The 24,854-nt window shown below is 53.3% G+C and carries 25 protein-coding genes; 10 read left to right on the forward strand and 15 right to left on the reverse strand.

All coding sequences use genetic code 11. The features are described from left to right. Positions 1 to 12: 12 nt before the first annotated feature. Both P3G59_RS23615 and P3G59_RS23620 read left to right on the forward strand, forming a co-directional pair. The gene (locus P3G59_RS23615) at positions 13 to 201 is read left to right on the forward strand and encodes a hypothetical protein (protein ID WP_277759179.1); all 189 of its coding nucleotides are present in this window, start codon (positions 13 to 15) and stop codon (positions 199 to 201) included. 63 nt (positions 202 to 264) lie between these two features. Further along, a complete protein-coding gene (locus tag P3G59_RS23620) occupies positions 265 to 630 on the forward strand; it encodes a histone-like nucleoid-structuring protein, MvaT/MvaU family (protein ID WP_277759180.1) in 366 nt (121 codons plus the stop codon). Between the two features lie 760 nt (positions 631 to 1,390). Here P3G59_RS23620 and P3G59_RS23630 read toward each other — a convergent pair. The 5 genes from P3G59_RS23630 to P3G59_RS23650 all read right to left on the reverse strand — a co-directional run bounded on the left by P3G59_RS23630 (position 1,391) and on the right by P3G59_RS23650 (position 7,050). Further along, on the reverse strand, positions 1,391 to 2,539 hold the full coding sequence (locus P3G59_RS23630; protein ID WP_277759181.1) for a hypothetical protein: 1,149 nt from the start codon (positions 2,537 to 2,539) through the stop codon (positions 1,391 to 1,393). A gap of 464 nt (positions 2,540 to 3,003) precedes the next feature. Continuing rightward, entirely contained in the window at positions 3,004 to 3,801 is a 798-nt protein-coding gene (locus P3G59_RS23635; protein WP_277759182.1) for a hypothetical protein, read from the reverse strand. A 71-nt stretch (positions 3,802 to 3,872) separates the two neighbouring features. After that, on the reverse strand, positions 3,873 to 4,610 hold the full coding sequence (locus tag P3G59_RS23640) for a hypothetical protein (RefSeq protein ID WP_277759183.1): 738 nt from the start codon (positions 4,608 to 4,610) through the stop codon (positions 3,873 to 3,875). A 183-nt stretch (positions 4,611 to 4,793) separates the two neighbouring features. After that, complete coding sequence (locus P3G59_RS23645; protein ID WP_277759184.1) at positions 4,794 to 6,023, reverse strand: hypothetical protein; 1,230 nt, start codon at positions 6,021 to 6,023, stop codon at positions 4,794 to 4,796. Beyond that, on the reverse strand, positions 6,010 to 7,050 hold the full coding sequence (locus tag P3G59_RS23650; RefSeq protein WP_277759185.1) for a nucleoid-associated protein: 1,041 nt from the start codon (positions 7,048 to 7,050) through the stop codon (positions 6,010 to 6,012). The genes P3G59_RS23645 and P3G59_RS23650 overlap by 14 nt, the downstream gene beginning before the upstream one ends. A gap of 929 nt (positions 7,051 to 7,979) precedes the next feature. On the opposite strand from P3G59_RS23650, the gene P3G59_RS23655 reads away from it, so the two are divergent. Beyond that, on the forward strand, positions 7,980 to 8,891 hold the full coding sequence (locus P3G59_RS23655) for a hypothetical protein (protein ID WP_277759186.1): 912 nt from the start codon (positions 7,980 to 7,982) through the stop codon (positions 8,889 to 8,891). Between the two features lie 272 nt (positions 8,892 to 9,163). Further along, positions 9,164 to 9,493, forward strand: coding sequence for a hypothetical protein (locus P3G59_RS23660; RefSeq protein ID WP_277759187.1), 330 nt, complete (start codon positions 9,164 to 9,166; stop codon positions 9,491 to 9,493). Between the two features lie 48 nt (positions 9,494 to 9,541). Here the strand turns inward: P3G59_RS23660 and P3G59_RS23665 are convergent, their stop codons facing one another. The 3 genes from P3G59_RS23665 to P3G59_RS23675 are packed head-to-tail and all read right to left on the reverse strand — an operon-like array spanning position 9,542 to position 11,905. Further along, positions 9,542 to 10,702 (reverse strand): hypothetical protein, encoded by a 1,161-nt coding sequence (locus tag P3G59_RS23665; RefSeq protein WP_277759188.1) that lies wholly within the window; start codon positions 10,700 to 10,702, stop codon positions 9,542 to 9,544. A gap of 42 nt (positions 10,703 to 10,744) precedes the next feature. Then, positions 10,745 to 11,113, reverse strand: a complete 369-nt coding sequence (locus tag P3G59_RS23670; protein ID WP_034156100.1) for a PH domain-containing protein — start codon at positions 11,111 to 11,113, stop codon at positions 10,745 to 10,747. Between the two features lie 45 nt (positions 11,114 to 11,158). Beyond that, the gene (locus P3G59_RS23675; protein ID WP_277759189.1) at positions 11,159 to 11,905 is read right to left on the reverse strand and encodes a hypothetical protein; all 747 of its coding nucleotides are present in this window, start codon (positions 11,903 to 11,905) and stop codon (positions 11,159 to 11,161) included. A 25-nt stretch (positions 11,906 to 11,930) separates the two neighbouring features. Here P3G59_RS23675 and P3G59_RS23680 point away from each other — a divergent pair, with 25 nt between their 5' ends. From P3G59_RS23680 to P3G59_RS23690, 3 genes are all read left to right on the forward strand, one after another. Beyond that, on the forward strand, positions 11,931 to 12,389 hold the full coding sequence (locus P3G59_RS23680) for a hypothetical protein (protein WP_277759190.1): 459 nt from the start codon (positions 11,931 to 11,933) through the stop codon (positions 12,387 to 12,389). Positions 12,390 to 12,505: 116 nt separating this feature from the next. Further along, positions 12,506 to 13,243 carry a hypothetical protein gene (locus P3G59_RS23685; RefSeq protein WP_277759191.1) on the forward strand — a complete coding sequence of 246 codons (738 nt, stop codon included), beginning with the start codon at positions 12,506 to 12,508 and terminating at the stop codon, positions 13,241 to 13,243. 72 nt (positions 13,244 to 13,315) lie between these two features. Beyond that, positions 13,316 to 15,235, forward strand: coding sequence for an alkaline phosphatase D family protein (locus P3G59_RS23690; protein ID WP_277759192.1), 1,920 nt, complete (start codon positions 13,316 to 13,318; stop codon positions 15,233 to 15,235). Between the two features lie 28 nt (positions 15,236 to 15,263). On the opposite strand, the gene P3G59_RS23695 is transcribed toward P3G59_RS23690, so the two are convergent. Beyond that, a complete protein-coding gene (locus P3G59_RS23695; RefSeq protein WP_277759193.1) occupies positions 15,264 to 16,436 on the reverse strand; it encodes an aspartate aminotransferase family protein in 1,173 nt (390 codons plus the stop codon). A 102-nt stretch (positions 16,437 to 16,538) separates the two neighbouring features. Between P3G59_RS23695 and P3G59_RS23700 the strand changes: the two genes are divergently transcribed. The 3 genes from P3G59_RS23700 (at position 16,539) to P3G59_RS23710 (ending at position 18,739) form a co-directional block, all read left to right on the forward strand. Next, entirely contained in the window at positions 16,539 to 17,444 is a 906-nt protein-coding gene (locus tag P3G59_RS23700; protein WP_277759194.1) for a LysR family transcriptional regulator, read from the forward strand. Positions 17,445 to 17,498: 54 nt separating this feature from the next. Beyond that, a complete protein-coding gene (locus tag P3G59_RS23705) occupies positions 17,499 to 17,903 on the forward strand; it encodes a GNAT family N-acetyltransferase (RefSeq protein ID WP_277759195.1) in 405 nt (134 codons plus the stop codon). Between the two features lie 134 nt (positions 17,904 to 18,037). Beyond that, complete coding sequence (locus tag P3G59_RS23710; RefSeq protein WP_110721302.1) at positions 18,038 to 18,739, forward strand: hypothetical protein; 702 nt, start codon at positions 18,038 to 18,040, stop codon at positions 18,737 to 18,739. 72 nt (positions 18,740 to 18,811) lie between these two features. On the opposite strand, the gene P3G59_RS23715 is transcribed toward P3G59_RS23710, so the two are convergent. The 6 genes from P3G59_RS23715 to cyoA form a co-directional block, all read right to left on the reverse strand. Then, complete coding sequence (locus P3G59_RS23715) at positions 18,812 to 19,303, reverse strand: RidA family protein (RefSeq protein ID WP_277759196.1); 492 nt, start codon at positions 19,301 to 19,303, stop codon at positions 18,812 to 18,814. 331 nt (positions 19,304 to 19,634) lie between these two features. Then, positions 19,635 to 20,522 carry a heme o synthase gene (gene cyoE / locus P3G59_RS23720; protein ID WP_007916939.1) on the reverse strand — a complete coding sequence of 296 codons (888 nt, stop codon included), beginning with the start codon at positions 20,520 to 20,522 and terminating at the stop codon, positions 19,635 to 19,637. 11 nt (positions 20,523 to 20,533) lie between these two features. Then, entirely contained in the window at positions 20,534 to 20,869 is a 336-nt protein-coding gene (cyoD, locus tag P3G59_RS23725) for a cytochrome o ubiquinol oxidase subunit IV (RefSeq protein WP_103304512.1), read from the reverse strand. Then, entirely contained in the window at positions 20,869 to 21,492 is a 624-nt protein-coding gene (gene cyoC, locus P3G59_RS23730; protein WP_003227982.1) for a cytochrome o ubiquinol oxidase subunit III, read from the reverse strand. Before cyoC ends, cyoD begins: the two co-directional genes overlap by 1 nt. Before the next feature lie 3 nt (positions 21,493 to 21,495). Next, positions 21,496 to 23,526: a cytochrome o ubiquinol oxidase subunit I gene (cyoB, locus tag P3G59_RS23735; protein ID WP_277759197.1), complete on the reverse strand. Its 2,031-nt coding sequence runs from the start codon at positions 23,524 to 23,526 to the stop codon at positions 21,496 to 21,498. Positions 23,527 to 23,529: 3 nt separating this feature from the next. Then, positions 23,530 to 24,471 carry a ubiquinol oxidase subunit II gene (gene cyoA / locus P3G59_RS23740; protein WP_007916947.1) on the reverse strand — a complete coding sequence of 314 codons (942 nt, stop codon included), beginning with the start codon at positions 24,469 to 24,471 and terminating at the stop codon, positions 23,530 to 23,532. Between the last annotated feature and the right edge of the window lie 383 nt (positions 24,472 to 24,854).

Consider the following 24,854-nt stretch of genomic DNA (forward strand, 5'->3'; position numbering starts at 1 on the left):
ATTAAATAAATCATGATTACTACCATACAAAACAGCGCTAGCTGGACTGACACCCTGAAAGCGCGCAAAAGCTATTTGACGGCGCTGATGAAGGTCGTAGATATCAAAGCCGGTAAAGCCTCTAAAGTTCAGGCACTAACCGTCAACTTGATCAAGAGCGAAATGAGCCTCATCGAAAGCCAGCTAAAAGGTCGAAAGTAACCGGAACTCTATGCTGTAATGCTATTCAGATAGATATCTTCAAAAATAAATCAGGAAGCAATAATGTCAAAACTTGCCGAATATCGTCAGCTGGAAAAACACTTGGCCGAACAACTTCAGGCGCTGGAAGCACTGAAGAGCGACGGAGCCCTGAAAAAAGAGATCGAGTTTGAAACTAAGCTCCGGGAATTGCTCGCCCAGTACGGCTTCAGCCTCAAGCACGTCGTCAACCTACTAGACCCACAAAGCAGCGCACGCGGCAAAGCGCCTGTTCAAGCGCCGGGCACGCGAAAACCTCGAGAGCTAAAGACGTATAAGAACCCGCACACTGGTGAAGTGGTTGAAACCAAAGGTGGCAATCACAAGACCCTAAAAGAGTGGAAAACCCAACACGGTTCCGACGTGGTTGAAAGCTGGCTGAAAAAGTAAGATCTATGCACCTAAAAAAGGGCCCAGACGGGCCCTTTTTGTTTATTTGAGTAACCCTGATCTACCCACTGCAGCAAGCACGGTCATGATGGAAAGCATACAATTGCACTCCATTTCCCCAATACAAGCTTCTGCTTGAGTGGAGGCGGAAAGTTACTTACGTCCTCCGTACCAAGCGTACCGCGCTGGGTGTAGAAATTCGTGAACGCAACGAGCCAGACGCACCGCCTAGCTCTCCGTCAGCGAATGAGCACGCAGCTACGACTATGCCACCACATACTAGGGCTTCACACCGCCTGTAGGGCGCGTGCTTAGTATCTAGGAGGTCAGTCCGAACCTACCAGAGAGGCTGCAAGAGCGCGGCGAAGGCCCGGCTAAATATTGTACGCCTTGATGATTTTGGAAAGAGCGACGAATAGGACCATAGATGCTAGTAAACCCCATACGCTCCATTGCAAGAAAATTAACTTACGCTTAAGGCCAGGTTGAAGACTGGCGAGATCTTCCGTATTCAGTTCTCCCCGTTTTATGAACGATTTTGGAAACGTCACAATGCCCGAAATACCCCCTACGAGCAGAAGCTTCCCCCAAGGCCCGCCGTGCCTGAGTGGCGCTCTGATTGTTACAGCTGAACAATTTTTGAGTGGTTCTAGCATTTCATCCAGTCGCGTGTAAGCCAAGTGCAGGCAGACGCCTATCCAGACAATGCTGAGAAGAATAACAACTCCGCAGAGGAAGCCGACAACGAGTCCCGCCATGCTCATTTCGTGACCTCATAAATAGCTTCGCCCAATGTCTCGCCCCCGGCGCCTAGAAGCTTTCCACCTGCGTATGAACCCGCACCGACAATGATGACGCCGCATAAAAGAGTGGCGGCTCCTCCCGTTGGAATTCCCAGTCCGATACAAATTGTACTTACGGTTGCGCCTGTCAGGGCGGCCCCTGTCATTGCTCCACCAGCCACGCCGCCGATAAAGTTGCCTCCCTCTGTGAATTTTATTTTTCTGCAGGCCGCTGCATTGCCCGCAGTGCAAACATCTTGAACCTTCATATAGCTTGCGCCGCCCCCTACAGCAGTGCCAATCCAGCCGCCGTACTTAACAAACTTGGCTGCTTTGGCGACGCCTTCCGCGTGAGTGGCATAGCCGGGGATCTGCCCCGGCGCACCTGCCAAACTCCAGTGGTGCACCAAGCTTTTGCTTGATATACCAAGGGCAGATTTCAGACGAGGATGATCAGGGAAACCAATGCCTTTCTTGGTTAGAAAGTTGAGTTGCTTGTCCAACTTGGCAAACAGTCGTGCACGCTCAGCGAAAAATTCAGGGCTACGTAAATTGCCATCTCGTAGGAAGCTTTTCTGGTGCAGTGTTTCGATATCTTTTAAGGAGGTCTGCACGTCTCCAAGGTTCTTGGCGAAGATCGCCGTACCAACACCGACTGAGGTTGAGCCTTCTGAAAGTATGGATTCGATTTCGCTCCGATGGCGAACCATGAAGCTGGCTTCTTCGTCAGTCATGGGCTTGAGTGCAGCATCCACTTTCTGAGCTGCTTCTGTTAGCAGTGCCTCTTCACGGGTGCACTGGAGATTGTTCGGATCGCTCAATACGATGAGTTGACCGGGCTTGGCATAGCCGGTTACGTGCGGGTTGAGTCGTTTGAATTTCTCAAGAGCGGCGCCGTTTGCTTTATCGAATAACGCAGCTTCGAGAGCAGAACGGGGCATCACTTCCTGGACGATGTAGAAGCCGGGTTCAGCCGTTTCCTTTGCAACCTCAGGCTTCTTCGCAGGTTCATCAGGGTATTCCGCCCAGTACTTGGCGTGCAGATCCGTAGGTTCACCACCGCGGTAAGGTTTATTTCTCGGTGCATTTACGAGTGCGGGTTTTGGCACGTTTCCATATTCGCTCATGAATCATCCTTGTTCGTCCCTGAGAATACTGATTTGAGGCTGGGCATAGCGACACTATAGAAAAAGACCACCGCTGGCTGTAGGACAAATCCTAAGTGCTATGCCAAAACTCTGGATCCCTCTCAATTGCTAGGGATGAAGGATAACTTACGAGGAAAGGCGATTGAATGAAGGCACATCGCCACCAAAAAATCGCCTCATCCATTTGATTGAGATTCATCTTATGCTCAGTAACGGGAACCGGCAGAACAACTCCCATTCATTTTGAATGGCTGAGATCGGCCAAAAGCAGCCTCCCTGAAAGCTGATCCTGAGTGACTTACCTATCATAGAAATTCCAACAATGGTAAATGCCGACAACCTCATTTTCTGTAAAAAACAATGTCAGTTCCTCTGGACATTCAAAAAGCACAGTTCTTCCCTAGATTTCACACGTTAAACTATTCACATTCGATCCTCAGATATCACGCGATTTCTGATTCATTCAGACGACCTGCGAGACTATTTACGTGCTTCTTTAGCAAGTTGTAAAAATGCTGAGCAGCCAAAGTCAGTGCACCGACATCACACAGATTATCGTAGTACTCCCCCACGTTGACTCGCGCATGATCTAGTCGATGGCCCGCCTTAAGTTCTGCAACAAGTCGATCAGACATCTCTTCAAAGGTCATCTTTTTATCTACTGCACGATGCGCAAGATTAAGCACATCTGTCAGACAACTTAGTATTTCCTCATCGAAATATACTGAGAGCAATGCAGATAATGAGCCTATCTCTACAATTAGATTTCGATACTCACCGAAAACCAAGATAGTTCGCTCATCAAATTCCTTGTGTTTTTGGAGGTATAGTTGCTTGGACCCCTCATCACCTTCCATCTTAGAAATACCTACAGCAGCCAAAGCCAACTCTCGCTCCGACATAAAGTGCTGATACTTTTTTACAGTATCAATCAATCGAGCGACATCTACCACGGCCCTCTTAAACGTATCAATTTTCAATCGAGACTCTTCTTGGAGCCATAGGTAGCGCTGCTGCGACTTCCATACCTGCCCCTTATAATCCTCAAATTGCTTTGAATATTCTACCTTCACAGACTCAATCTTAGACGTAATCACCTCGATATCTTCTTTAGTAGCCAAGTTCTTGCCCTTTTCAGCCATGTAACCTGGCAAGAAACTCCGCACTATCAGTGAGAACACTCCTCCCACGATGAAAGATAGGAAGTAACGCATAAATAAATCCAAGTCAAACCATTCCAACCGCTACCTCCTGACAATCAAGTTAAAATCAAGTTAAAGAGAGAAAAGTATTGCGAAAATATTAAATTTCGTTAGCGCTCATACCTACCGAGCCTCAATGACTTTATTGTCTCAAATTTGGATATCAGAAGTATCGACCTTTCGGGTTCAAAGAAGAAAAAGAAATCACCAGCATGGCCAATGAATCGTGGACTTTGAATAGGCAGTGCATTGGGCGTTACGGTCACGTCATCAATTATGTAATCGAATGCTTTTCCCTCCAAGACAGCGGTCGCCTTCAACTGACCATGCCCGAAAGCAATAAAAGGGAGAACTGCAAGTAAGAACAAGCATGCAGTACGAGGGCCTTCTGCGGGGATTTGACGTGCTAAGATATCATGAGTGCTAGCATATAAGGCGAGAGGGGCTCCGATCAGAACTGGTAATGCGACCTGCCACTTTTCTACTGGACCGTAAATTAAAAAGGTTAAAACTCCAGCAATATACAACATAACCAATAAGCGTTTATATTTTCTTAGAAATCGCGCTGGAGATGTATCTCTACCCTCTCCAGGCTGGAGCGCTGGCCCAACATGTACGAACTGACCAACCATTACTCCAAATGCCAAAAACACAAAAGCCGACGCAATTGGGTATATTGTTGATTTAACGATATCCGTTAGGTTTACATATTCTAAAATATTAACCCCAAATGGAGACCAGTACCCCCATAGATAGAGAACTCCCGCCGCCGCAAAGTACAAGGACAGAAAGTATATGTAGGCACCTGATTGCTCTTTTAACCCTTCTGGAAACAATTTTTCACCCATGAAGCTCCTCACGTGAGCGTTTGTTGAATGGCGAATCCTATGCGGAGAGCGGCAGCTATCTCCGTTCGCTCTGTTGCACGGATAAACTTTGCGATATTCAAAACAGCCAGCTTGACTTATACAAATTTTTTAAAAAAAACACCACCTCGGTCACTAGAGACTCATCATCTCTAAAATTTACAGCTATTCCTTATTAGAAAAAAATATTCTGGAAAAAATAGCGTAACCTCTGACACCCATATAAACAACCAAAAGAAAGACCAGCAACATAGCAAGCTCTACGGAAACTTCTTGGCTAGCGGAGTTATAACCAAATAAAAGAATCGCCGCCATGCATGCCGCAATCACTATCAGCGACACAATTTCAAGCAATAAGTACTGGTGCTTATATCTTGCCTCTAGAGACTTATATTGTGTATCGAACTGTTCTTTAATAGCATTATGCTTCTTTTTGATTAACCCCCACTCATTATCAATCTCATTATATATTGACTGCAAGGTATTACGTTGATTAATTATTAGTAGAAGCATAAATACCGTGAAAGCCAGAGCGCCAGACAGAATTAAGAAGTTCTTCAGGGTCACGTGACTGGACGGCTCAAACTGGCTACCTGCAACAATTAGTGCCGCCGGTACTGTTAGCAGCTGATTTTGAATATCCGAAAACACTTTGTTAATCTTAGTTATGAATTCAAACTTGCTTTTCTCAATCTCGGCCTTTATTTTCTGAAAAGAAAACTCGGAGACGTATAGCTGATATCCAGACGATACGCGCCGTTTGAACTCTTCAAATTTTTCATTCAAAAGCCCCACATCAAAAACACAGCCCTCGAACTCCTTGGATAGTTCAAGGAGAACCGATTTAATAATAGTTTTCTTTTGGTCGGCATGTATCTCATCCGTGACATAACGCCCGATGAACTCCTGTAAGCCTTGGATAGGCGTGATTTTATCTGCCTGATAATCTATATGGAGTTCGATTTTTTCTTTGTGGAAAAATATGATTTTTGTTGATGTCGGTTCTGTGCCGTGTTCTGCGAGTTTGCTCAAGGACTCTACGAGAAGCACGGTGTCCAAATAGGCTTGGACCGGCAGAGGTCGATCAACGTCTGCGGCGCTAAAAAGATAGTCGAGATCCGCAATATAGAACTCTTTTGGGCACTTCTTTTTTCTTGATGCGCCGGCAAGGAGATCAGTTAGTGATTGTGCAAAAAACTCGTTAGCCGCAGAGAGAGCCCTGAATACTATCAGCCCTGTTTCTGGATTAGAGGAGATCAGTAATCCAGCTTGCTCCAGCTCTCCAGTTATCTTGGAAAAGCTAGGATTTGTTGCTGTGCCACTTACTCGTCCACGCGACACTTCTTTGTCATTGAGAGATCTATATGACCATGCTGATAGTTCAAGCTTGCTCATCGGCATCATCTAACTCTCCAAGAGCTTTCCTCATATCCCTGACAAGCTCCGCTGGAGGGCGTTTAATTATAATTGAGTCGGCGTCCGGATCGTAGTAAACAGTTTCGGTGCGCAGATCATTAACATCAAAACTTAAACTTACAGAGCCAAAGCGGCGACTAACCCGCATAAGTTTCTTATAGGTTGCAGGATTTGGGGAAAAAATCTCACTCACTTCATAATTGTTTTCCCTGATGTACTGTACAAAGCTTTCAGGATCTTGTTCATTTATATGCGCAGATAGAGCGGTCAGATTTACCGGAGCTTCTTCTTGTTTTCTCTCATTGCAAAAATTGTAAAGTCTGTCTCGAGTAAGCTGGCAACGATCCGCATCCCACCCCTGAGCAGCGTAGTAATCTTCCATGGCTTTAACTGCGATTTCGGTGTTGTGTTTTGCATCAGTATATTCTGTGCAAGATATGGCAGCCCTGAAATATTGAGTGATCTCAGATTCGCCCGCTCTGCGCTTTATAAAAGACAAGTAAGGTTGCTGGTCATTCTGCCACTTTTCAATATCGATGCGCGCTGCCTCGTGTAGGTGGCTAATATCGAATGAAAGAGAATTGTTCAGGTCGAGGGTTTCTTCATCAATACCAACTCCTTCCTTGAGCTTAAGCATCGCTATTAAAAGCCAGTCTCTTCCTTGATTGGTGTATCGAACAAACAGAGGCCAGCTCGTAGTGGCCATAAACTGGTCTTTCATTCTATCGGCAATGAGATCACAGGATGTATTGCTAAATTCGATGATGTTAGACTCTTCGTTGGAATAGTCCTGCATGATGTTTGGAAATGGGTGAGCAGCTCCCTGCCCAAAGGTTCCATAGCCATTACTTAGCTTTGTATAAAGAGCTAAGACATCTGTGCATAACGTAGTGAGTCGATCATCCAGTGGCAAAACTACAGGCCGGCGGCGCATACCAATAGAATCTGCACCATTTGTTTCTTTGGCCTTCAAAACGCCATGAATTATCGACTCTCTGATTTCCATCGCTAGTAAAACTCCCTGCTGAATTTAGTGGTTGTTGGGCGTCTGGCTTACTACGACCGACTAGGTTTGAAGGCGAAGCCTACGATCAAGGGCAGCTACAGGCAAGCAAAACGCCACTACCTTAGTGACCGTTCGTAATTTTCTTCAGCTCCTCGTTCAGTGTAGATATTGGATTGCCTCTAGTTTGATAGACGTCATTGGATAGCTGCTTTTGGTCGAAAGCGGCCTGCTGCGACTGCTGGCTAATCGCTGGCACAGCTGACGGACTGGTGATTACAGGTCGCTAATCGCATTTAGTGGGCAGGCAGGGGTGGGAGCACTCTCCCCTCCTGCATCATAGGCGTGACCTCGTTTATTCCTCTTTCATGCATCAGAAGCGTTACACCAAATGGCTGAGTTACACGCCTCAAGATTGGTGTACGAAGGCGATGTAACATTAATAATAATCAATAAATACAGTTACTTACCAATCACCGTTACACCAGTTACATGAGTTACACCACATTTGGAGGCCCCCCCGCACCCCGGAGGCATCAATCCCACCAGCGAACGTCAGGTGTATCTCCCGCAGTGTGCCTGGGGCCCCAGAGGTTTTCTTTGAGACACGGGGTCGGAAACCCGCAGGAGCTTGTTAGCGGGAGAACTCCCAGCTTAGTGAACAGGTGAACCCGGTGAACTGCCGGTTCACCTGTGCATTTGCCCTACGGAATGACGTCTTTGGGTCACCATTACCGAAACGGTAACGATGGCTGTTTTTCAACGTGATTCTTTCAATTTCAATGACTGAAATTTCAGTAACTCTTGAGTCCTCCCACTAACGAAACCTCGCGGGTTTCCGACCCCGTACCTAACGATTTTCCGTAGGGGCCCCCGGCATTTTCCGCTCGTTCACCACGGTGGTACGCTAAAGCTCAACTTAAGGAGTGGCTATGGAATCGGCGCGCGATAGAAAAACCATGGAAATTGTTGAAGCTGAGGACCTCTGGCTTCTGCCGGAGGTGGACACCTACGGCTACATCTGTAGAGGTTGCAAACTTGACGTATTCCCCGCTTCCTATCAAAAAACTAATCTGCAGCGGCCTCATTTTCGAAGTGCACGCGGAAAGGACCATTTTGAAGGGTGTGATATCGAGGGGGAAAAGAAAACAGTATCCAAAGGAAGGACGGGCAGCGTCCGCAAAGAGTTAGAGACAAGTGCAGCATTATCTCCTGCACGGTTAAAACTTCGAAACGAAAGGACGGTAGTCGACGTCGACCTCCCTCCCTCTGCAGCCCAGACGATCAGCGTCAGCAAAAGCCGCTCAGGGGATGTAGGCGAAGAAAGGCCGAAAGGACGACGCTCAGCCAACAGCATCCGCCCGATCTGCAGAGCGTTTATCGACTTTCCCTATGATCGGGATTTGTCGCTTGAAGTGCCTGGTATCGACGATACAACGTACCAATACGCGTTCAAAAAGCTACGTGGGGAGGGGATAGAAACCTTCACTCGAGCAAAGATTTTCTATGCAGAGCTTCACTGGAGCAAACCTGAAGAAGAGGGAGACTACCTTTACATCAACCTGTCTGCAGGTGAGTGGGTCAAAGATCCTCCCAAACTAGTCCGGCCTTACAGGATTCGCGTCTGCCGAGAAGGTTGGTCGAAGGCAAAACGCACAGTTGTGCGTAATGAAATCGACGTGCTACGTGAAGAGGGTATTGAGGCGAAAAAGAAAAATAGCAAAGAACGGCCATGGGTTTTCTTCATCGGCGAGCAGGACGAGAAAGACCCAGCAATCTTCAACGTGACCGATCACCGGTTGGTCTGTGGCCTGCTCGGGACGATTACTTATCCCAAGCGCTAGTAGTAGACTTACCGTCGCTTGATGACTCCCAAGGGAAGCCAGTAGGAAGCAGCGTGTATCCCTACTTGTATCCCTGACTGAGAAATCACTCTGCAAGCCATGGACTATATAGGTTGCGCGAGTCTCCCTCGGGCACCAAAATTAAGAAAGGTCTTGCTTAGCAAGGCCTTTTTTTTCGCCTGCCGGAAAGTGCCTGCTGATGCAGGAGCTGCGGCAGGCTGCGATCTTGTGATTCACCGCTTCTTGGTCAACCGAAATCCCAAGGATCCCCCATGGAAACGTCACTGGAAACAGTCGCCCTTTTCTCCCTCAAGCTCGCTTACGAGGAAGAAGGCCTGAGCCCGATCCTGCGGGACGACATGGTCATGGGTGATTACCAGAAAGACGTGTTCGAACTTCTGGTGCGGCGCGGGGATGTCGAGACCATTCAGTTCAAGATGAACGAATGCCTGGGGCTGGCGATGAATGCCTTGGGTGGTGTCGAGAAACCGCTGGGGCGCGAGTTGCTCAAGTTGTCCACCGAGTTCAGCAAGGCGCGCTCGCTGGAGCAGCTCGATCAGCCGCTCCTCGCGCTCAAGGGTTATTTGAAAGATATTTTGTGATGGTGGTCCTGCCTATCGGCTGACGCCGTAGCTCAAACTCTTACAGCCTTAAAAAGGAGAGTTGGAGCACTCAAACCTTCTTACCGCAAGATTCAAGAACGGAAGCCATACTCCCATTATGACGTCATCATGAAACATATTGGAATGTTTCAGCAAATCACTCGTTCTCTCAATTAGCCGCGGGTGTTTTTGCGCAAACCCCCTTATAGCTGCCTGCCCCATTCGCTCATCTTTAATAAATGGCACTTTGAATTCCGGCATATACTTAACTGCGCCATCCTGCGGAGCCTTCGTATTAAGAACCATGCTGACCGATTCATTCGAAAAAACAGAACCCCAATCGTAATCGGAATGTAAAATTGATCCCGTCAGCACGATACCACCGAAGGATTCCTGTAAATCTTTAGCCTCTTGCAGATACCGGCCAACTATAAAAGAACCAAATGAATGCGCAACAATAGAAATAGACCCCTTATATGTCTTCCTGATCTCCGCCAACCACAAGCGAAAATTTTCTAACACTTCGTCCTGTGCCTTTTTTTTAGTTAGGATATCCGCTTCTTCATAACCATAGACAAATGGAGCGACACACCAGCCTTGAGTAGAAGCAAGAAATGTAAATTTTGGTACCCAGTCGGCATTTGACCTGATCCCATGAATAGGAATAACGAGTTTTGAATAACTAAAATCCTGAATGACGTGCCGATGCGTATAAGAAAGCAAAGCTGCTTCCAGCATTGGGGAAGCAACATCATCGCGTTTATGTTCAACCACCGCCGGGTCAAGCTTTATCTGGACAATACCCCGTCGGATACCTCGCCTGTCAGTCGCCAGCAACTGAATGTAGGCTTGAAGTAGCTCCGGCTCATCTTCTGCCAAAAACTGAATATCCAATACAACCTTATCTGCAAGTTTCAATCGTGGTATTGGGGGTATCCCATTCTTACCTTTAAACGTCACCAACACATCCAAGTCGGCCGGGTCCGGTTTTTTTGTGATAAATGACCCACCAATTATTAACGATGCCGCACCTGCATCGTACGCCCACTTATACAGTGATTGCAGCGCAGGCTTATATCCCAGTCTCGCCCCTCCTGATTTTGAAGCCTCATCCTCAGGCGCGCAAAAAACACCAATGAACTCTTCCAACCCCATTTGATGAGTTTGATCAGCCACATATCCAGCACTATTGAAATCAGGAATGCTCATGACATATCCCCTCTCGTCCATTTAGCCAAAATTGCATATCAACTACAGCAGATGCTTCGAGATGTACTTGGAAATCTCCACCATCGACGTCTTCCCGGTGAATTCGAACTTCACTTTCCCCAGTGAAGAAAAGTAAATCTCCAGCTCCGAATCCAGATCGAAGGTGCCCGAGGTTTCCACGGAGTAGGCGACGATGTTCTTGTACGGCAAGGACGTGAAATCCTTTTTGCTGCCGGTAATGCCCTGAACGTTGACCGCGATGATGCGTTTGTTGGTAAACACCACGCCATCACGCATGGCCTTGTAAGAGTCGATCACTTCCTCGCCGTCCAGCAACAGCGCGCTTACGCGTTCGGCGTATTCATCGTTCTGCTTGAGTTTGAAGAAGCCTTTGTTGTTGAAGTCGATCATCTGTCCATCCTCATATTCAAGAAAACATCCCGGTATTTCTTTGGTTCAACGACGGGCTTTCAACACGCGGATATCCGTCGGAAACCCATCCGCGCCAACAAGCGTTTTCCAGCCCAGATACTGAAACTCGCCCTTCTCATCAATGTAATCACCCTTCTCCACTGAACGGCCGCCAACCACCGCCACGCGTTTTTCTTCGCCACAACCGCCGTCAGAAGGCCGAACCGTATAGATCACATACGGTTTCACATATTGCGTGGCGCGGAAGTATTGGCCGCAGATTTCGTCGACGGTGATCAGCATGGTTTTCAGGCGTGCTTCGCCGTCGGTGTCTTCGTGCAGTTTGAGGAAGGAGATGTCGCCGACGTCGCTGTAGCCGAGGGCACGGGCGCGTTGGTATTCGGGGGAGTTCTGGTGGGCGATACGGCCTTCCTCCGCAGCACCTTGCATTTTCGCGGCGAACTCGGCTTTGCCTTGGGCGATCATCGTATCGGCCTGGGCCGCTACGTTTTCGCATTGTGCAAATTCCTGGGAGCCGAGGTGATCCGGCGTCAGGTTCGAGCGGTGTTCGTTCATGGTCCGCAGGTTGCTTTCCAGGGCAAACATCACGTCATAGGCCGTGGTGCGGCCGCTTTGCACGTCGGCCATTTTTTCCTGCACGCGCAGGCAGTTGCCGGCGTAGTACTTCCAGCTGTTTTCCGGGTGTTCTTGCCAGGCGTCGACTGCCGGGGTCATTGCAAAGGCGAACGTGATCGCGCAGAGCAGGCGCAGAGAGTGGGTACTGACGAGCATAGGTAATCCGTTACGGAGATGGGCAGTGGCGCGACGCTACTATTTTGCTATCTTGCCGTCCACTGCCAGTCACGAGGTCGCCAGCGCCTCGATGGAGTCAATTTTCAGAGGGAGAAACACCTTGATGGCCTTGTTGTACTTTTTCGTCTGGGCAGCCGTTTGGGCTTGGGTCGTGCAGAGCCGTGGTGGCTGGAACCTGATCCTTGCCAACCTGGCGGGTGCCGCCAGCGGCTTTATCGTCGCAATGATTTTTTCGGTGATCTGTTCAGGTCTTTTCCCGGCGCACGTGCCTCCTTCACCCGAGAACCTGGCCAGTAGCGTGTTGCAAGTGATCACCACGTTCGGCGTGTTGGCGGGCGTCTGGATGTGGCTGGTCAGGCGTCCGCAGCCAGAGCATCCGTTGGCCCGCCAACTTTTCGCGGGCATCTGTGGCTTGGCTGCAGGTGTGACGACACTGGTGTTTTTCGCGCTCAATTTTCACTGAGTGCCGCTATCGTGACTGGCATTAGCCGTCTGTTTTGTTATCGTGCCGCCCATCGTCAGCGTTCACTGTGGGCGTGCGTTGATTTCAGGGTTTTGAAGGTTTAAGGAAAGGATCAAATGGAGTTTCTGCGTTTTCTGGCGTTTGTCGCGGCCTGGGGTTTCATGTGGCGCTGGGTGGTGAAGAACCGCGGTAGCTGGAATATTTTCTACGGCAACATCGTTGGCGCAGCGGGCGGTTTCATTGTGGCGATGGTGGTGCTGTCGATCACGTTGTCGCTGTTTCCGTCGTCGCATGACTACCAACCGGCGCAGGCCGAAAACACTCAAGTCACCGAGCCGACCTCTCTATTGCCTGAAGCCGAGGCAGTAACACCCGCCGCCGCGCTAAAGGATGCGCCCGCCTTTGCTGCCATCGAACCGGACGACAAGCCGTCTCCCGCCGACTCCGCGTTGTTGCCGAATTACGCCAGCCGGGCGCCGAAATCCATCGGATTACAGACCGTGCTGGATCAAAGCGACTATCAAGGGCGCATGGCCCTGGCAGCGCTGAACAAGAAATTGCGCGACGACGCACAGGCCGACAAGTCGATGATCGCGTATGTCATGTGCAGCCCGTTTGTGACCAGCACGTTGCGCTTTCCCGCTTCGGCGCGTTTCGCTGACAGCAAAGCGCTGGTCAGCCACCGCTTCAAGGATCAGGTCTACACCTTCAACAACACCGTCACCGCGCGCAACATGAACGGCGACGATGTCACCTACCGTTTTGATTGCTCCGTGCAAGAACAGCCGCGAGTTGACGCGCTACCTGCGCAGTGGCGTTTGTTGGCGCTGAATCTGCAAAAAGCCGACTCTTAAGGCTGATTTAAGGGTTCAAGGCGCCGGCTGCGCTATCATCGCCGGCCTGTGCGCCTTGAGCTTTGCCCTTCGATGTCTCCGACACCCGCTGACCTGATCCCCCTGCCTCCTGTCCTGGCCGGCCCGCTGCTGCGACGGCTGGAGCCAATGCGCGTGGTTATGTGGCTGGTCGGCACGCGGCCACTGTCGCTGACATTGCGCCTGCAAGACGTAGGAGACATTCCTCTCGATGCCGGGAAATGCACGGTCATTCCCGTAGGCCGCCACGCCTTTGTGCATCTCATCGATGTTGCCCTCGATAACGCCCTGCCCTGCGATACGCGTATCGACTACGACCTGCTGATCGACGATGCAGAGGGCATCGCCGACTGGGCGGCGCATCTGCTGTACGGCGATGCGACCAGCGCGAACTTCGTCCTGCGCTCGCGGATTGATCAACTGCTGCACGGCTCCTGCCGCAAACCGCATCACCCGGCGGCGGATGGCTTGCTGTGCGTCGACCAATTGCTGGCGACGGAAACCGATGCGCATCAACGCCCGGCGCTGTTAATGATGAGCGGCGATCAGGTCTACGCCGACGATGTCGCCGGCCCGATGCTGCGGGCGATTCATGCCTTGATCAAACGACTCGGCCTGTTCGACGAACACCTCGAAGGCGCCGTGGTCAGCGACAGCGCCAAACTTTACGAACACCCGGCCAGTTACTACCACCGTGCGGACTTGTTACCCGCGCTGGAGAGCAACGAGACATTGCGCGAGCGATTTTTCGGCGGCGCGCGTAAGCCGATTTTCACCAGCAGCAGCGCCGACAATCATCTGGTGACGTTTGCCGAAGTCATGGCGATGTATCTGCTGGTGTGGTCGCCGATCGCCTGGTCGCTGATCAATCCGCAAGCACCCGAGTTAACGCCCGAACGCCTCAAACGCTATGCCCTCGAACAGACTCGCATCGATGCTTTCAAGGCTGGATTGGGCAAGGTCGCCCGCGCGCTGGCGCATCTGCCGAGCCTGATGATTTTCGACGATCACGACATCACCGACGACTGGAATCTGTCCGCGCAGTGGGAGGAAACGGCCTACGGCCATCCATTCTCCAAACGCATCATCGGCAATGCGCTGATCGCCTATATGTTGTGTCAGGGCTGGGGCAATAATCCAGATGCATTCAAGGATGTGCTGGCGAAAACTGCGCAATTGAGCGCCAGTGGCAATGACCAGTATCTCGACAGCCCGGTGCAGGACGACCTGATCGATGACTTGCTGCGCTTTCAACATTGGCATTTTGTACTGCCGACCAGCCCGGCGCTGGTGGTCATCGACACCCGTACCCGCCGCTGGCGCAGTGAAATGGCGCTCAAGCAGCCCTCAGGCCTGCTCGATTGGGAGGCGCTGAGCGAACTGCAACAGGAGTTGCTCGATCACCCGTCAGCGATCATCGTTTCCCCGGCACCGATCTTCGGTGTGAAGCTGATTGAAACCGTGCAGAAAGTCTTCAGTTGGTGCGGTTATCCGCTGCTGGTCGATGCGGAAAACTGGATGGCCCATCGCGGTGCCGCGCAGGTGATTCTGAACATTTTCCGCCACTCACGCACACCCGGTAACTACGTAGTGCTGTCCGGCGACGTGCATTATTCCTTCGTCTACGAAGTGCTGATCCGACACCGCAAGGCCGGGCCGCGGATCTGGCAGATCACCAGCAGCGGGATCAAGAACGAGTTTCCAAAAACCCTGCTGGAGTGGTTCGACCGCCTCAACCGCTGGCTTTACTCACCGCGCTCACCGCTGAACTGGTTTACCAAACGCCGCCGCATGCGCATCGTGCCGTATACACCTGAGCATGCTGAGGCTGGCGAACGGTTGTGGAATTCGGCGGGGATCGGTCAGGTGTTTTTCAATGAGCAGGGGCAGCCGCGAGAGATCATTCAGCACAATTCGAATGGCAAGGCGAAGACACGGATGCTGGCGCCGGATCTGGCGGATTATCCGGACTAGAGGCTCCCACAGAGTTATCGGATATCCATTAATTCGCGGAAACAATCCGTCCAATTCCTCTGACAATCATCTCCACCTCACGCTCATCAATCGTCAACGGTGGCAGCAGCCGTATCGTTTTGCCCCGCGTGACGTTGATCAACAGCCCATGATCCCGCGCCGCGATCAGGGTGAGATCACGCACCAGTTGTTTCAGCTCGATACCGATCATCAAGCCCTGACCACGAATCGCCAGCACATTGGGATTGTCCGCCAGCTCTGCACGCAAGCGAGTCAGCAGACGCTCACCCTGAACCCGGGCGTTTTCCAGCAGGCCTTGTTCTTCGATGATGTCCAGCACCGTGCAACCGACCCGACACGCCAGCGGATTGCCGCCGAAGGTGCTGCCGTGGCTGCCGGGCGTGAACAGATCCGCCGCCCTGCCCCGGGCCAGACACGCGCCGATCGGCACGCCGTTGCCCAGCCCTTTTGCCAGGGTCATGACATCCGGGACAATGCCTTCATGTTGAAACGCGAACCAGCGCCCGGTGCGGCCGATGCCGGTCTGGATTTCATCGAGCATCAATAACCATGCATGGCGATTGCACAGTTCGCGCAGGGCTTTCAGGTAACCGGGCGGCGCAAGCTGCACACCGCTTTCGCCCTGGATTGGCTCAACCAGAATCGCCACGATGCGCTCGCCGTGCTTTTGCTGCACCTGCTCCAGCGCAGCGATATCACCGAACGGCACTTTGAGAAAATCCCCCGGCAATTCGTTGAAACCCAGGCGCACTGCCGGGCCATCGCTGGCCGACAGCGTGCCAAGTGTGCGGCCATGGAACGCGTTGGCCATGACCACCACCAGCGGCTGTTCGATGCCTTTGCGCCAGCCATACAAACGCGCGAGTTTCAGCGCCGTTTCATTGGCCTCGGCGCCAGAGTTATTGAAGAACGCGCGTTCCATCCCCGACAGCTCGGTCAGCCGCTTGGCCAATTGTTGCTGCCAGTCAATGCTGTACAGATTCGACGTGTGCAGCAGCAATCCGGCCTGCTCGCTGATCGCCGAAACGATGCGCGGGTGCGAGTGACCGACATTGGTCACCGCCACACCGGCAACCGCATCCAGATACTCGCGACCGGCCTGATCCCACAGGCGAGTGCCGAGGCCTTTGGTAAAACTCAAGGCCAGCGGTTGGTAGGTGTTCATCAGGGCGGCGGTCATGACTTCAAACTCCAGCGAAGGTCGGTGTGCTGGCAGTATGGTTAGCCAGCGAAACTGGATAAACTCGGAAAAACTTCATTCATTTAAAAGCAGAGCTTGATAATGGACCTGTTCCAGTCGATGAGCGTCTACGTCAAAGTCGTCGAAGCCGGGAGCATGACGGCGGCCGCGTTGCAGTGCGACATGTCGACGACCATGGTGGGTAATCACTTGCGCGCGCTGGAACAACGGCTGGGCGTACAACTGCTGCAACGCACCACCCGGCGTCAGCGTCTTACCGAATTCGGCAGCCTCTACTACCAGCGGTGCCTGGATGTCTTGGGGTTGGTGGCAGACTCCGAACGGCTGGCCGAACAGGCACTCGATCAGCCCCGGGGCATGCTGCGCCTGACCGCGCCGCTGACATTCGGCGTGGAACGACTGGCGCCGGCGCTGAGTGAGTTCTCGTTGCTGTATCCGCAGGTCAAACTCGATGTGGTGCTGACCAACAGCCGTCCCGATCTACTGGAAAGCGGTCTCGATGTCGCGTTTCGGCTGGGTAATTTCGAGCAGTCCAACCTGATCGCCCGGCCCTTGATCGACTACACCCTGACCGCGTGCGCGTCGCCGCAATACGTCGCCCGGCGCGGCATGCCGAAAACGCCGGAAGACTTGCAGCATCACGATTGCCTGTCGTTTGCCTATCCCGCCGGTGACGACTGGCAATCGGTGGAAAAGCGTTGGCGCCTCAGCGGCCCCGACGGGGAAATCATGGTCGACGTCAGCGGGCCAATGCTGATCAACAGCTCCGCCGGGCTGCATCAGGCTGCCCGCACCGGCATGGGCATCGTGATGTTGCCGGATGCGCTGGTGGAACAAGACCTGCGCGATGGCAAACTGGTGAAGGTGATCGCCGACTTCCAGCCACCCAGCCGACCGATGCATCTGCTCTACGCGCCGGATCGCTATCGCTTGCCGAAACTGCGTCGTTTCGTCGAGTTTGTCATGCAACGATGGGGGAAATCCTGACGTCACCTGCACGAGCCACCCATGAAGAATCACTGACAAGGACCCGAACAGCAGATGAACAAGACACTCGTCGTACGCGATTTGCTGCCCGTCGAAACGGAATCGGTGAGGCAGTTTCTCGGGCAGCATGGCTGGGGCCATCGCACCGGCTCACCTGAACACTTCGCCCAGTTGCTCGAGCATTCCCAGCGCAAGGCCGTCGCCGTCCAGGGTGAGCGCATCATCGGCTTCGCTCGCGGGATCACCGATGGTTTGTCCAACGGTTACCTGTCGATGGTGGTGGTCGATGACCAGCACCGGCGTGAGGGGGTTGGCCGCGCATTGGTCGAGCACATCATGGGCGACAATCCCGATATAACGTGGGTGCTGCGCGCCGGGCGCGAAGGCGCAGAGGCGTTTTTTGCCAGTCTGGGTTTCGAGACCTCGGTGATTGCCATGGAGCGTCCGCGCTTGAAATAGCGCACGCCGGGAAAAAACTCGACCGGCAGACCGTTGCTCCGTGACAACGCCGCCCCGCTCCCCTAAATTAGTCGGCCTGAAAAAGCCCCCGGGTTTTCTCATCTCCACTCAAGTTAAAAAGTAGTGAAATTTCAATGTCCGATTTCAACACCGCTGAATCCGTAGTCACCGAATCGTCCAAAGCGGAATACGAAAACTCCATCAATCTTTCACAACACCTGCCACAAGCCAAAATCATCAGCGAGATGGTCCTGGACGCGTTCCAGTCGACCCGCGAAAGCGACCAGATCCGCGAGCTGCGCGCGGCGATCCGTCAGGCTCACGACAGCTTCGATGACGACAAGGCCTACGAGCTGATGGGCGAACTCAAGGCGCTGAAAGACGCTGAAGCGGCCGACCTCGCCGCCCTTGAAGACCTCAGCAGCAAGTTCTCGATCGGCCGCATCCTGTCCAGCTTCAAGGACGATCCGGCGTTCCAGGAAATCGTTTATGGCCTGGCCCTCAAAGTGCTGAACCAGACCCATCAGGCGATCAGCAACCCGAGCGGTGGCAAGAGCAAGGCAGCCAAGAAGAAAGAAGTCGAAATCTTCACCATCAGCAAGGACGGCATCAGCGTGACCCTGCCGCTGCGCACGCCACGCTCGCGCCTGAACGTTGACCGTGCAGCGCTGGAGTTCCTCGGCTTCACCTTCGTCGGCGAAGGCGAAGAAGCGGAGCTGGAGAGCGAAACGTTCCTCGACAACGCCGGCACCGAGCAGGCGGTAAACCGCAAGAACATCATCACCGCGCTGCAACAGCAGACCGCGTTCGATGGCTACAGCATCGCCGCGCAGTAATAGCGCAGCGCTGAACGAAAAAGCCCCGCACTGAGATTCAGGCGGGGCTTTTTGTTATCCGGCTTTCGAGGGTTATGCGCCGGAATGCAGTGCGACGATCATGTCGACCTCAATCGCCGCATTCTTCGGCAATTGATACACACCGACCGTGCTGCGCGTGTGCCGGCCGGCATCACCGAGCACGTGACTGAACACGTCCGACGCACCGTTGGCCACTTCGCTCAGGTCAACGAAGTCCGGCGTCGACTTCACGTACACGGTGACCCGCAACAATGCCTTGATCTTGTCCAGCGAACCGACGGCATCGACGATCAGCGCCAGGCAGCGCATCGCACTGATGCTGGCGGCGGCTTGCGCGTCCTTGAGGTTCAGTTCCAACCCAACCCGACCGGGGTACTGAATCTTGCCGTGGGTGCGTGGCACCATGCCGCTGATGTACAACTCATCGTGATGACGGATCAGCGGCGCGTAATTGCCGCCGGCGGTGTTCTCGCCATAAATGTCGTAGTTCAGCTCCTGGGCCAGGGCAATAAAACGCTCGTCGCAGGTCATCCTCTCAGTCATTTCGCCCAGCCTCTCGATTGATGCATGAATAACAGTGTCCCTGCGAAGTGGCATGGCGCTATCACCGTTATGGTTGGATCCAAATCTAGGGGGTTTACTCCGATACCGCAACTAAACCCTGTAGGAGCTGCGGCACGCTGCGATCTTTTGATCCTGATCTTTAAAACTACAATCACAAGCAAAAGATCGCAGCGTGCCGCAGCTCCTGCAAAGGTATCGAGTCGAAGTGGCCTCTGCTCGCGATTGCCGACGCCTCGATCACCGAAAGTCAGCCAACAAAAAACCCCGCACATCTCTCGATGTGCGGGGTTTTTCTTCAAGCCTTTGAGCCTTACGGCGCGTACGTCAGCAGCAGCTCTGCGGGCACCTTGAAGTCCAGGGACATCATGACGCTCAACGCAGTGATGGTGAAGATCGAGAACACGAACAGCTTGCGTGCCCAGACCGTGTCATCCACCGCTTTGTAGCCGGTCCAGGCCATGTACAACCAGTACATGCCCATGGCCGCGGCAACCGCGAGGTAGCTCATGCCGGCGTAACCGCTGAAGGTCAGCATCAAGGTCGCCACGAGGAACGCCAGGATGTAGAGCAGGATGTGCTTCTTGGCCACTTGAATCCCGCGCTTCACTGGCAACACCGGAATCGATGCGGCCAGGTAATCGTTGAAGCGGAAGATCGCGATGGCGTAGGAATGCGGCATCTGCCACAGGCTGAACATCACCAGCAACGTCAGCGCGGCCATGTCGAAGCTGTTGGTTACGGCGACGTAACCGATCACTGGCGGCATGGCGCCCGACAGACTGCCCACCAGCGTGCCGTGAACCGACTTGCGCTTGAGGTACAGGCTGTAGAAGCCGACGTAGATGATGAAGCCGATGACCGCGAACAAAGCGGCCAACGGGTTGGCCACCTTGTACAACAACGCAACGCCGAGAACACCAAGGATGGTCGCGTAGACCAGGGCCAGTTTCAGGGAGATCAAGCCCTGCACCAGCACCCGGTTCTTGGTGCGTTCCATCTTCAGGTCGATGTCGCGGTCGATGCAGTTGTTGAACACGCAACCGGAGGCAACAACCAGGGATGTACCGATCATGGCAGCCAGAAACACCGCCAGATCCACATGCCCTTTCGAGGCCAGGAAAAACCCGCCTGCCACAGAAAGCACGTTACCGAAAATGATCCCCGGTTTGGTGATTTGGATAAAGTGCTTGAGCGACATCGGGTCTTACCTCACTTCGCCATCATGAACGTGTGGATGCTGAACATGATCCACAACGACAGGCCAACCAGCAGCAGGATCACGATGGCCGTGAAGACGAACGCAATCACATTGTTACGTTGGGCCACGGAACGGTCCAGGTGCAGGAAGTAATACAGGTGAACGATCACCTGGATCACTGCGAACAACAGGACGATTGCCAGCGTGGTGGCCTTCGGCAGGCTCGGGTACATCACCAGACCGAAAGGAATCACGGTCAGGATCACCGACAGGATGAAGCCAATGGCGTACGACTTTACGCTGCCGTGGCCAGCATCATGGCTGTCATGGGAGTGTGCATTAGCCATTACAGAGTCCCCATCAGGTAAACAACGGTGAATACGCAGATCCACACCACGTCCAGGAAGTGCCAGAACAGGCTCAGGCAGCTCAGACGGGTCTTGTTGGTCGCCGTCAGGCCGTGCTTGTTGACCTGGTACATCATGATGCCCATCCAGATCAGACCCGCCGACACGTGCAGACCGTGGGTACCGACCAGGGTGAAGAACGCGGACAGGAAGCCCGAACGGCTAGGACCGAAGCCCTCGGAGATCAGCAGGTGGAACTCGTTGATCTCCATGGCGATAAAGCCAGCGCCGAGCAGGAAGGTCATGAACAACCAACCCAGAACCTGCTGCTTCTTGCCTTTGTACAACGCCAGCATGGCGAAGCCGTAGGTGATCGAACTGAACAACAGCAGAGCGGTTTCGCCCAGCACGTAGGGCAGTTCGAAGATGTCGTGGCCCGACGGGCCACCGGCAACGTTGTTTACCAGTACTGCGTACACCGCGAAGATCGACGCAAACAGAATGCAGTCGGTCATCAGGTAGAGCCAGAAACCGTATACGGTCATCTCGCCCGAGTCGTGGTGATGGTCATCGTGCCCATGGTCACCATGGGCGTGTCCAACATTGGTCACTAAGTTCGACATGGTTTAAGCCTGTTCCAACGAGGTTTCAACACGGGTGGCACCGGCCGGGATTTTCCCTGCCGCGACCAGACGCTTGTGCTGCTCGGCTTCGATGCGCTCGATCGTTTCAACCGGAACCATATAGCCCTGGTCGTCACGTGCAGCGTGGATCACGAAGTAGATGACGGTGCCGGCCAGGCTGGCGATCGCCAACCACCAGATGTGCCAGATCATCGCGAAACCGAAGACGGTCAACAGCGCGCCCATCACTACGCCAGTGGCGGTGTTGTTCGGCATGTGGATCGGCTCGTACTTGGCCGGACGCTGGTACGCAGTACCGTTTTCCTTGGCTTCGGTGAACGGGTCGATGCAGTCAGCCTTAGGCAGCACAGCGAAGTTGTAGAACGGCGGTGGCGACGAGGTCGACCATTCCAGAGTGTGTGCATTCCACGGGTCACCGTGATCGCAGATGTTCTCTGGCTTGTTGCGGTCACGCACCGATACGTACAGCTGGATCAGCTGGCAAGCGATACCGACAGCGATCATCACCGCACCGAACATGGCAACGTACAGGTACGGTACCCACTCAGGGTTGGTGGTGGCGTTCAGACGACGGGTCATGCCCATGAAGCCCAGTGCATAGAGCGGCATGAACGCGACGAAGAAGCCCGAGATCCAGAACCAGAACGCTGCTTTACCCCAGCCTTCGTGCAGCTTGAAGCCGAACGCTTTCGGGAAGTAGAAGGCGAAACCTGCGATGTAACCGAATACCGCACCGCCGATGATCACGTTGTGGAAGTGCGCGATCACGAACAGGCTGTTGTGCAGCACGAAGTCAGCACCCGGGATGGCCAGCAGTACGCCGGTCATGCCGCCGATGGCGAAGGTCACCATGAAGCCCAGGGTCCACAGAACCTGGCTGGTGAAGCGCAGACGGCCCTGGTAGATGGTGAACAGCCAGTTAAATAGTTTCACACCCGTCGGGATGGAAATCAGCATCGTCGCCAGACCGAAGAAGGCGTTGACGCTGGCACCCGAACCCATGGTGAAGAAGTGGTGCAGCCAAACCATGAAGCCCAGTACCGAGATCGCGCCCGAGGCGTAGATCATCGAGTGGTGGCCGAACAGTTTCTTGCCGGTGAACGCCGAGATCACTTCCGAGAAGATGCCGAAGGCCGGCAGGATCAGGATGTAAACCTCAGGGTGGCCCCACGCCCAGAACAGGTTGACGTACATCATTGGATTGCCACCAAGTTCATTGGTGAAAATGTGGAAATCCATGTAACGGTCAAGAGTCAGCAGTGCCAGGGTAGCGGTCAGGATCGGGAACGAAGCCACGATCAGAACGTTTGCCCAGGTGCAGGTCCAGGTGAAGATCGGCATGTCCATCAGTTTCATGCCAGGGGTACGCATTTTCAGCACGGTCGCGAGGAAGTTAACCCCCGTTAGCGTCGTACCCAACCCGGATAGCTGTAGCGCCCAGATGTAGTAGTCCATACCCACGCCAGGGCTGTATTGCAGACCCGACAGCGGTGGATAGGCAACCCAGCCGGTCTTGGCGAATTCGCCGACGCCCAGGGACAGGTTGATCAACACAACGCCGGATACCAGCAGCCAGAAGCTCAGGGAGTTCAGGAACGGGAACGCAACGTCACGCGCGCCGATCTGCAGCGGCACTGCAAGGTTCATCAGGCCGGTGAAGAATGGCATCGCCATGAAGATGATCATGATCACACCGTGAGCGGTGAAGATCTGGTCATAGTGTTCAGGTGGCAGGTAGCCAGGCGAACCCTCGGTGGCCATGGCCAACTGGGTACGCATCATGATGGCGTCGGCAAAACCGCGCAGCAGCATGACCATGGCGACGATGATGTACATCACGCCGATTTTCTTGTGGTCAACCGAGGTCAACCACTCGGTCCACAAGTAGGTCCACTTCTTGAAGTAGGTGATTGCAGCGAACAGCGCCAGACCACCGAGGGCGATCATGGCGATGGTCACCATCACGATCGGCTCGTGGAATGGGACTGCTTCCCAACTTAATTTACCAAACATCGTTTACTCCTCTGCCCCGGCAGCTGAATGCGAACTCGAGTCAATTTCCGTGGCCGCCACTTCTTTCTCTTTCTTCTCGTGCTTCAGCGGCTTGCCCGGCTTCATACCTTCGTACTTGTCGACGATGATCTGGAACTGGTTCGGCGTGACCGAGGAGTAGAGCTCGACTGGGTTGTTCTGGCTCGGTTTGGCAAGGGCCGCGTATTCAGCTTGATCAAGCTGTTTAGGTGACTTCTTGACTTCACTTACCCAGGCGTCGAAATCTTCCTGAGTGGTGGAGATAGCCTTGAATTTCATACCGGTGAAACCCGCGCCGCTGTAGTTGGCGGAGATACCGTCCATTTCAGCGTTGCGGTCAGCGATCAGGTGCAGCTTGGTCTGCATGCCCGCCATCGCGTAGATCTGGCCGCCCAGACCCGGGATGAAGAACGAGTTCATCACAGCGTCAGAGGTGATCTTGAAGTTGATTGGCGTGTGCGCCGGGAACACGATCTTGTTGACCGTGGCAATGCCTTGTTCCGGGTAGATGAACAGCCACTTCCAGTCCAGCGCGACCACTTCGATGGTCACAGGCTTGACGTCGGACTGAATCGGACGATACGGGTCCAGTTCGTGGGTCGAAATGTAGGTGATGTAACCCAGGGCAATGATGATCAGGACCGGGATGGTCCAGACTGCCACTTCGATTTTGGTCGAGTGCGACCATTTCGGGGTGTAGACGGCGTTCTTGTTCGACGCGCGGTACTTCCAGGCGAACAGGAAGGTCATGACGATAACCGGCACGACGACCAACAGCATCAGCAGGGTCGCGGTGATGATCAGGTTTCGCTGTTCCAGGCCAACCTGGCCCGTTGGATTGAGCAAGGTCATGTTGCAGCCTCCCAGCAACAACGTGCCGAGCAGCGGCACTAGGCCTAGTAATCTGGGGTACCTGTTTTTACTCATCTCACGACCTCTAAAGCAGCTTGCGCAATGCAGTTGGGTTTTGATCGCCAACACTTCACCCTGCCAAGGGTTGGCATTTTCTTTGGATTGAATAAGGGCCGCCCGTCGCGCGTCAGACGCTCGACAAAACCTGGGACAGCGGTCAGTTCTTATTCGAATTCGTGGTCAAAGGCCTTGTTACAGACCAATTCCATTTGGTGCGGAAAGTTGGAAGGCACCGACACCTGGGTGTCTTGAAAGCCTTTCGACTCACTCGACACCCGACTTCCTGCTCGCCTCCTTAATAAAGGCTGAACAGTGCCGGGAATTCAGTGCGGGCGATTGTAGATAGGTAGCGCCCTATACACCATGTCTTATCCCGAAATAATTTTTATCCGTTCGAG

The sequence above is a fragment of the Pseudomonas sp. A34-9 genome, from assembly GCF_029543085.1.
Lineage (GTDB): Bacteria > Pseudomonadota > Gammaproteobacteria > Pseudomonadales > Pseudomonadaceae > Aquipseudomonas.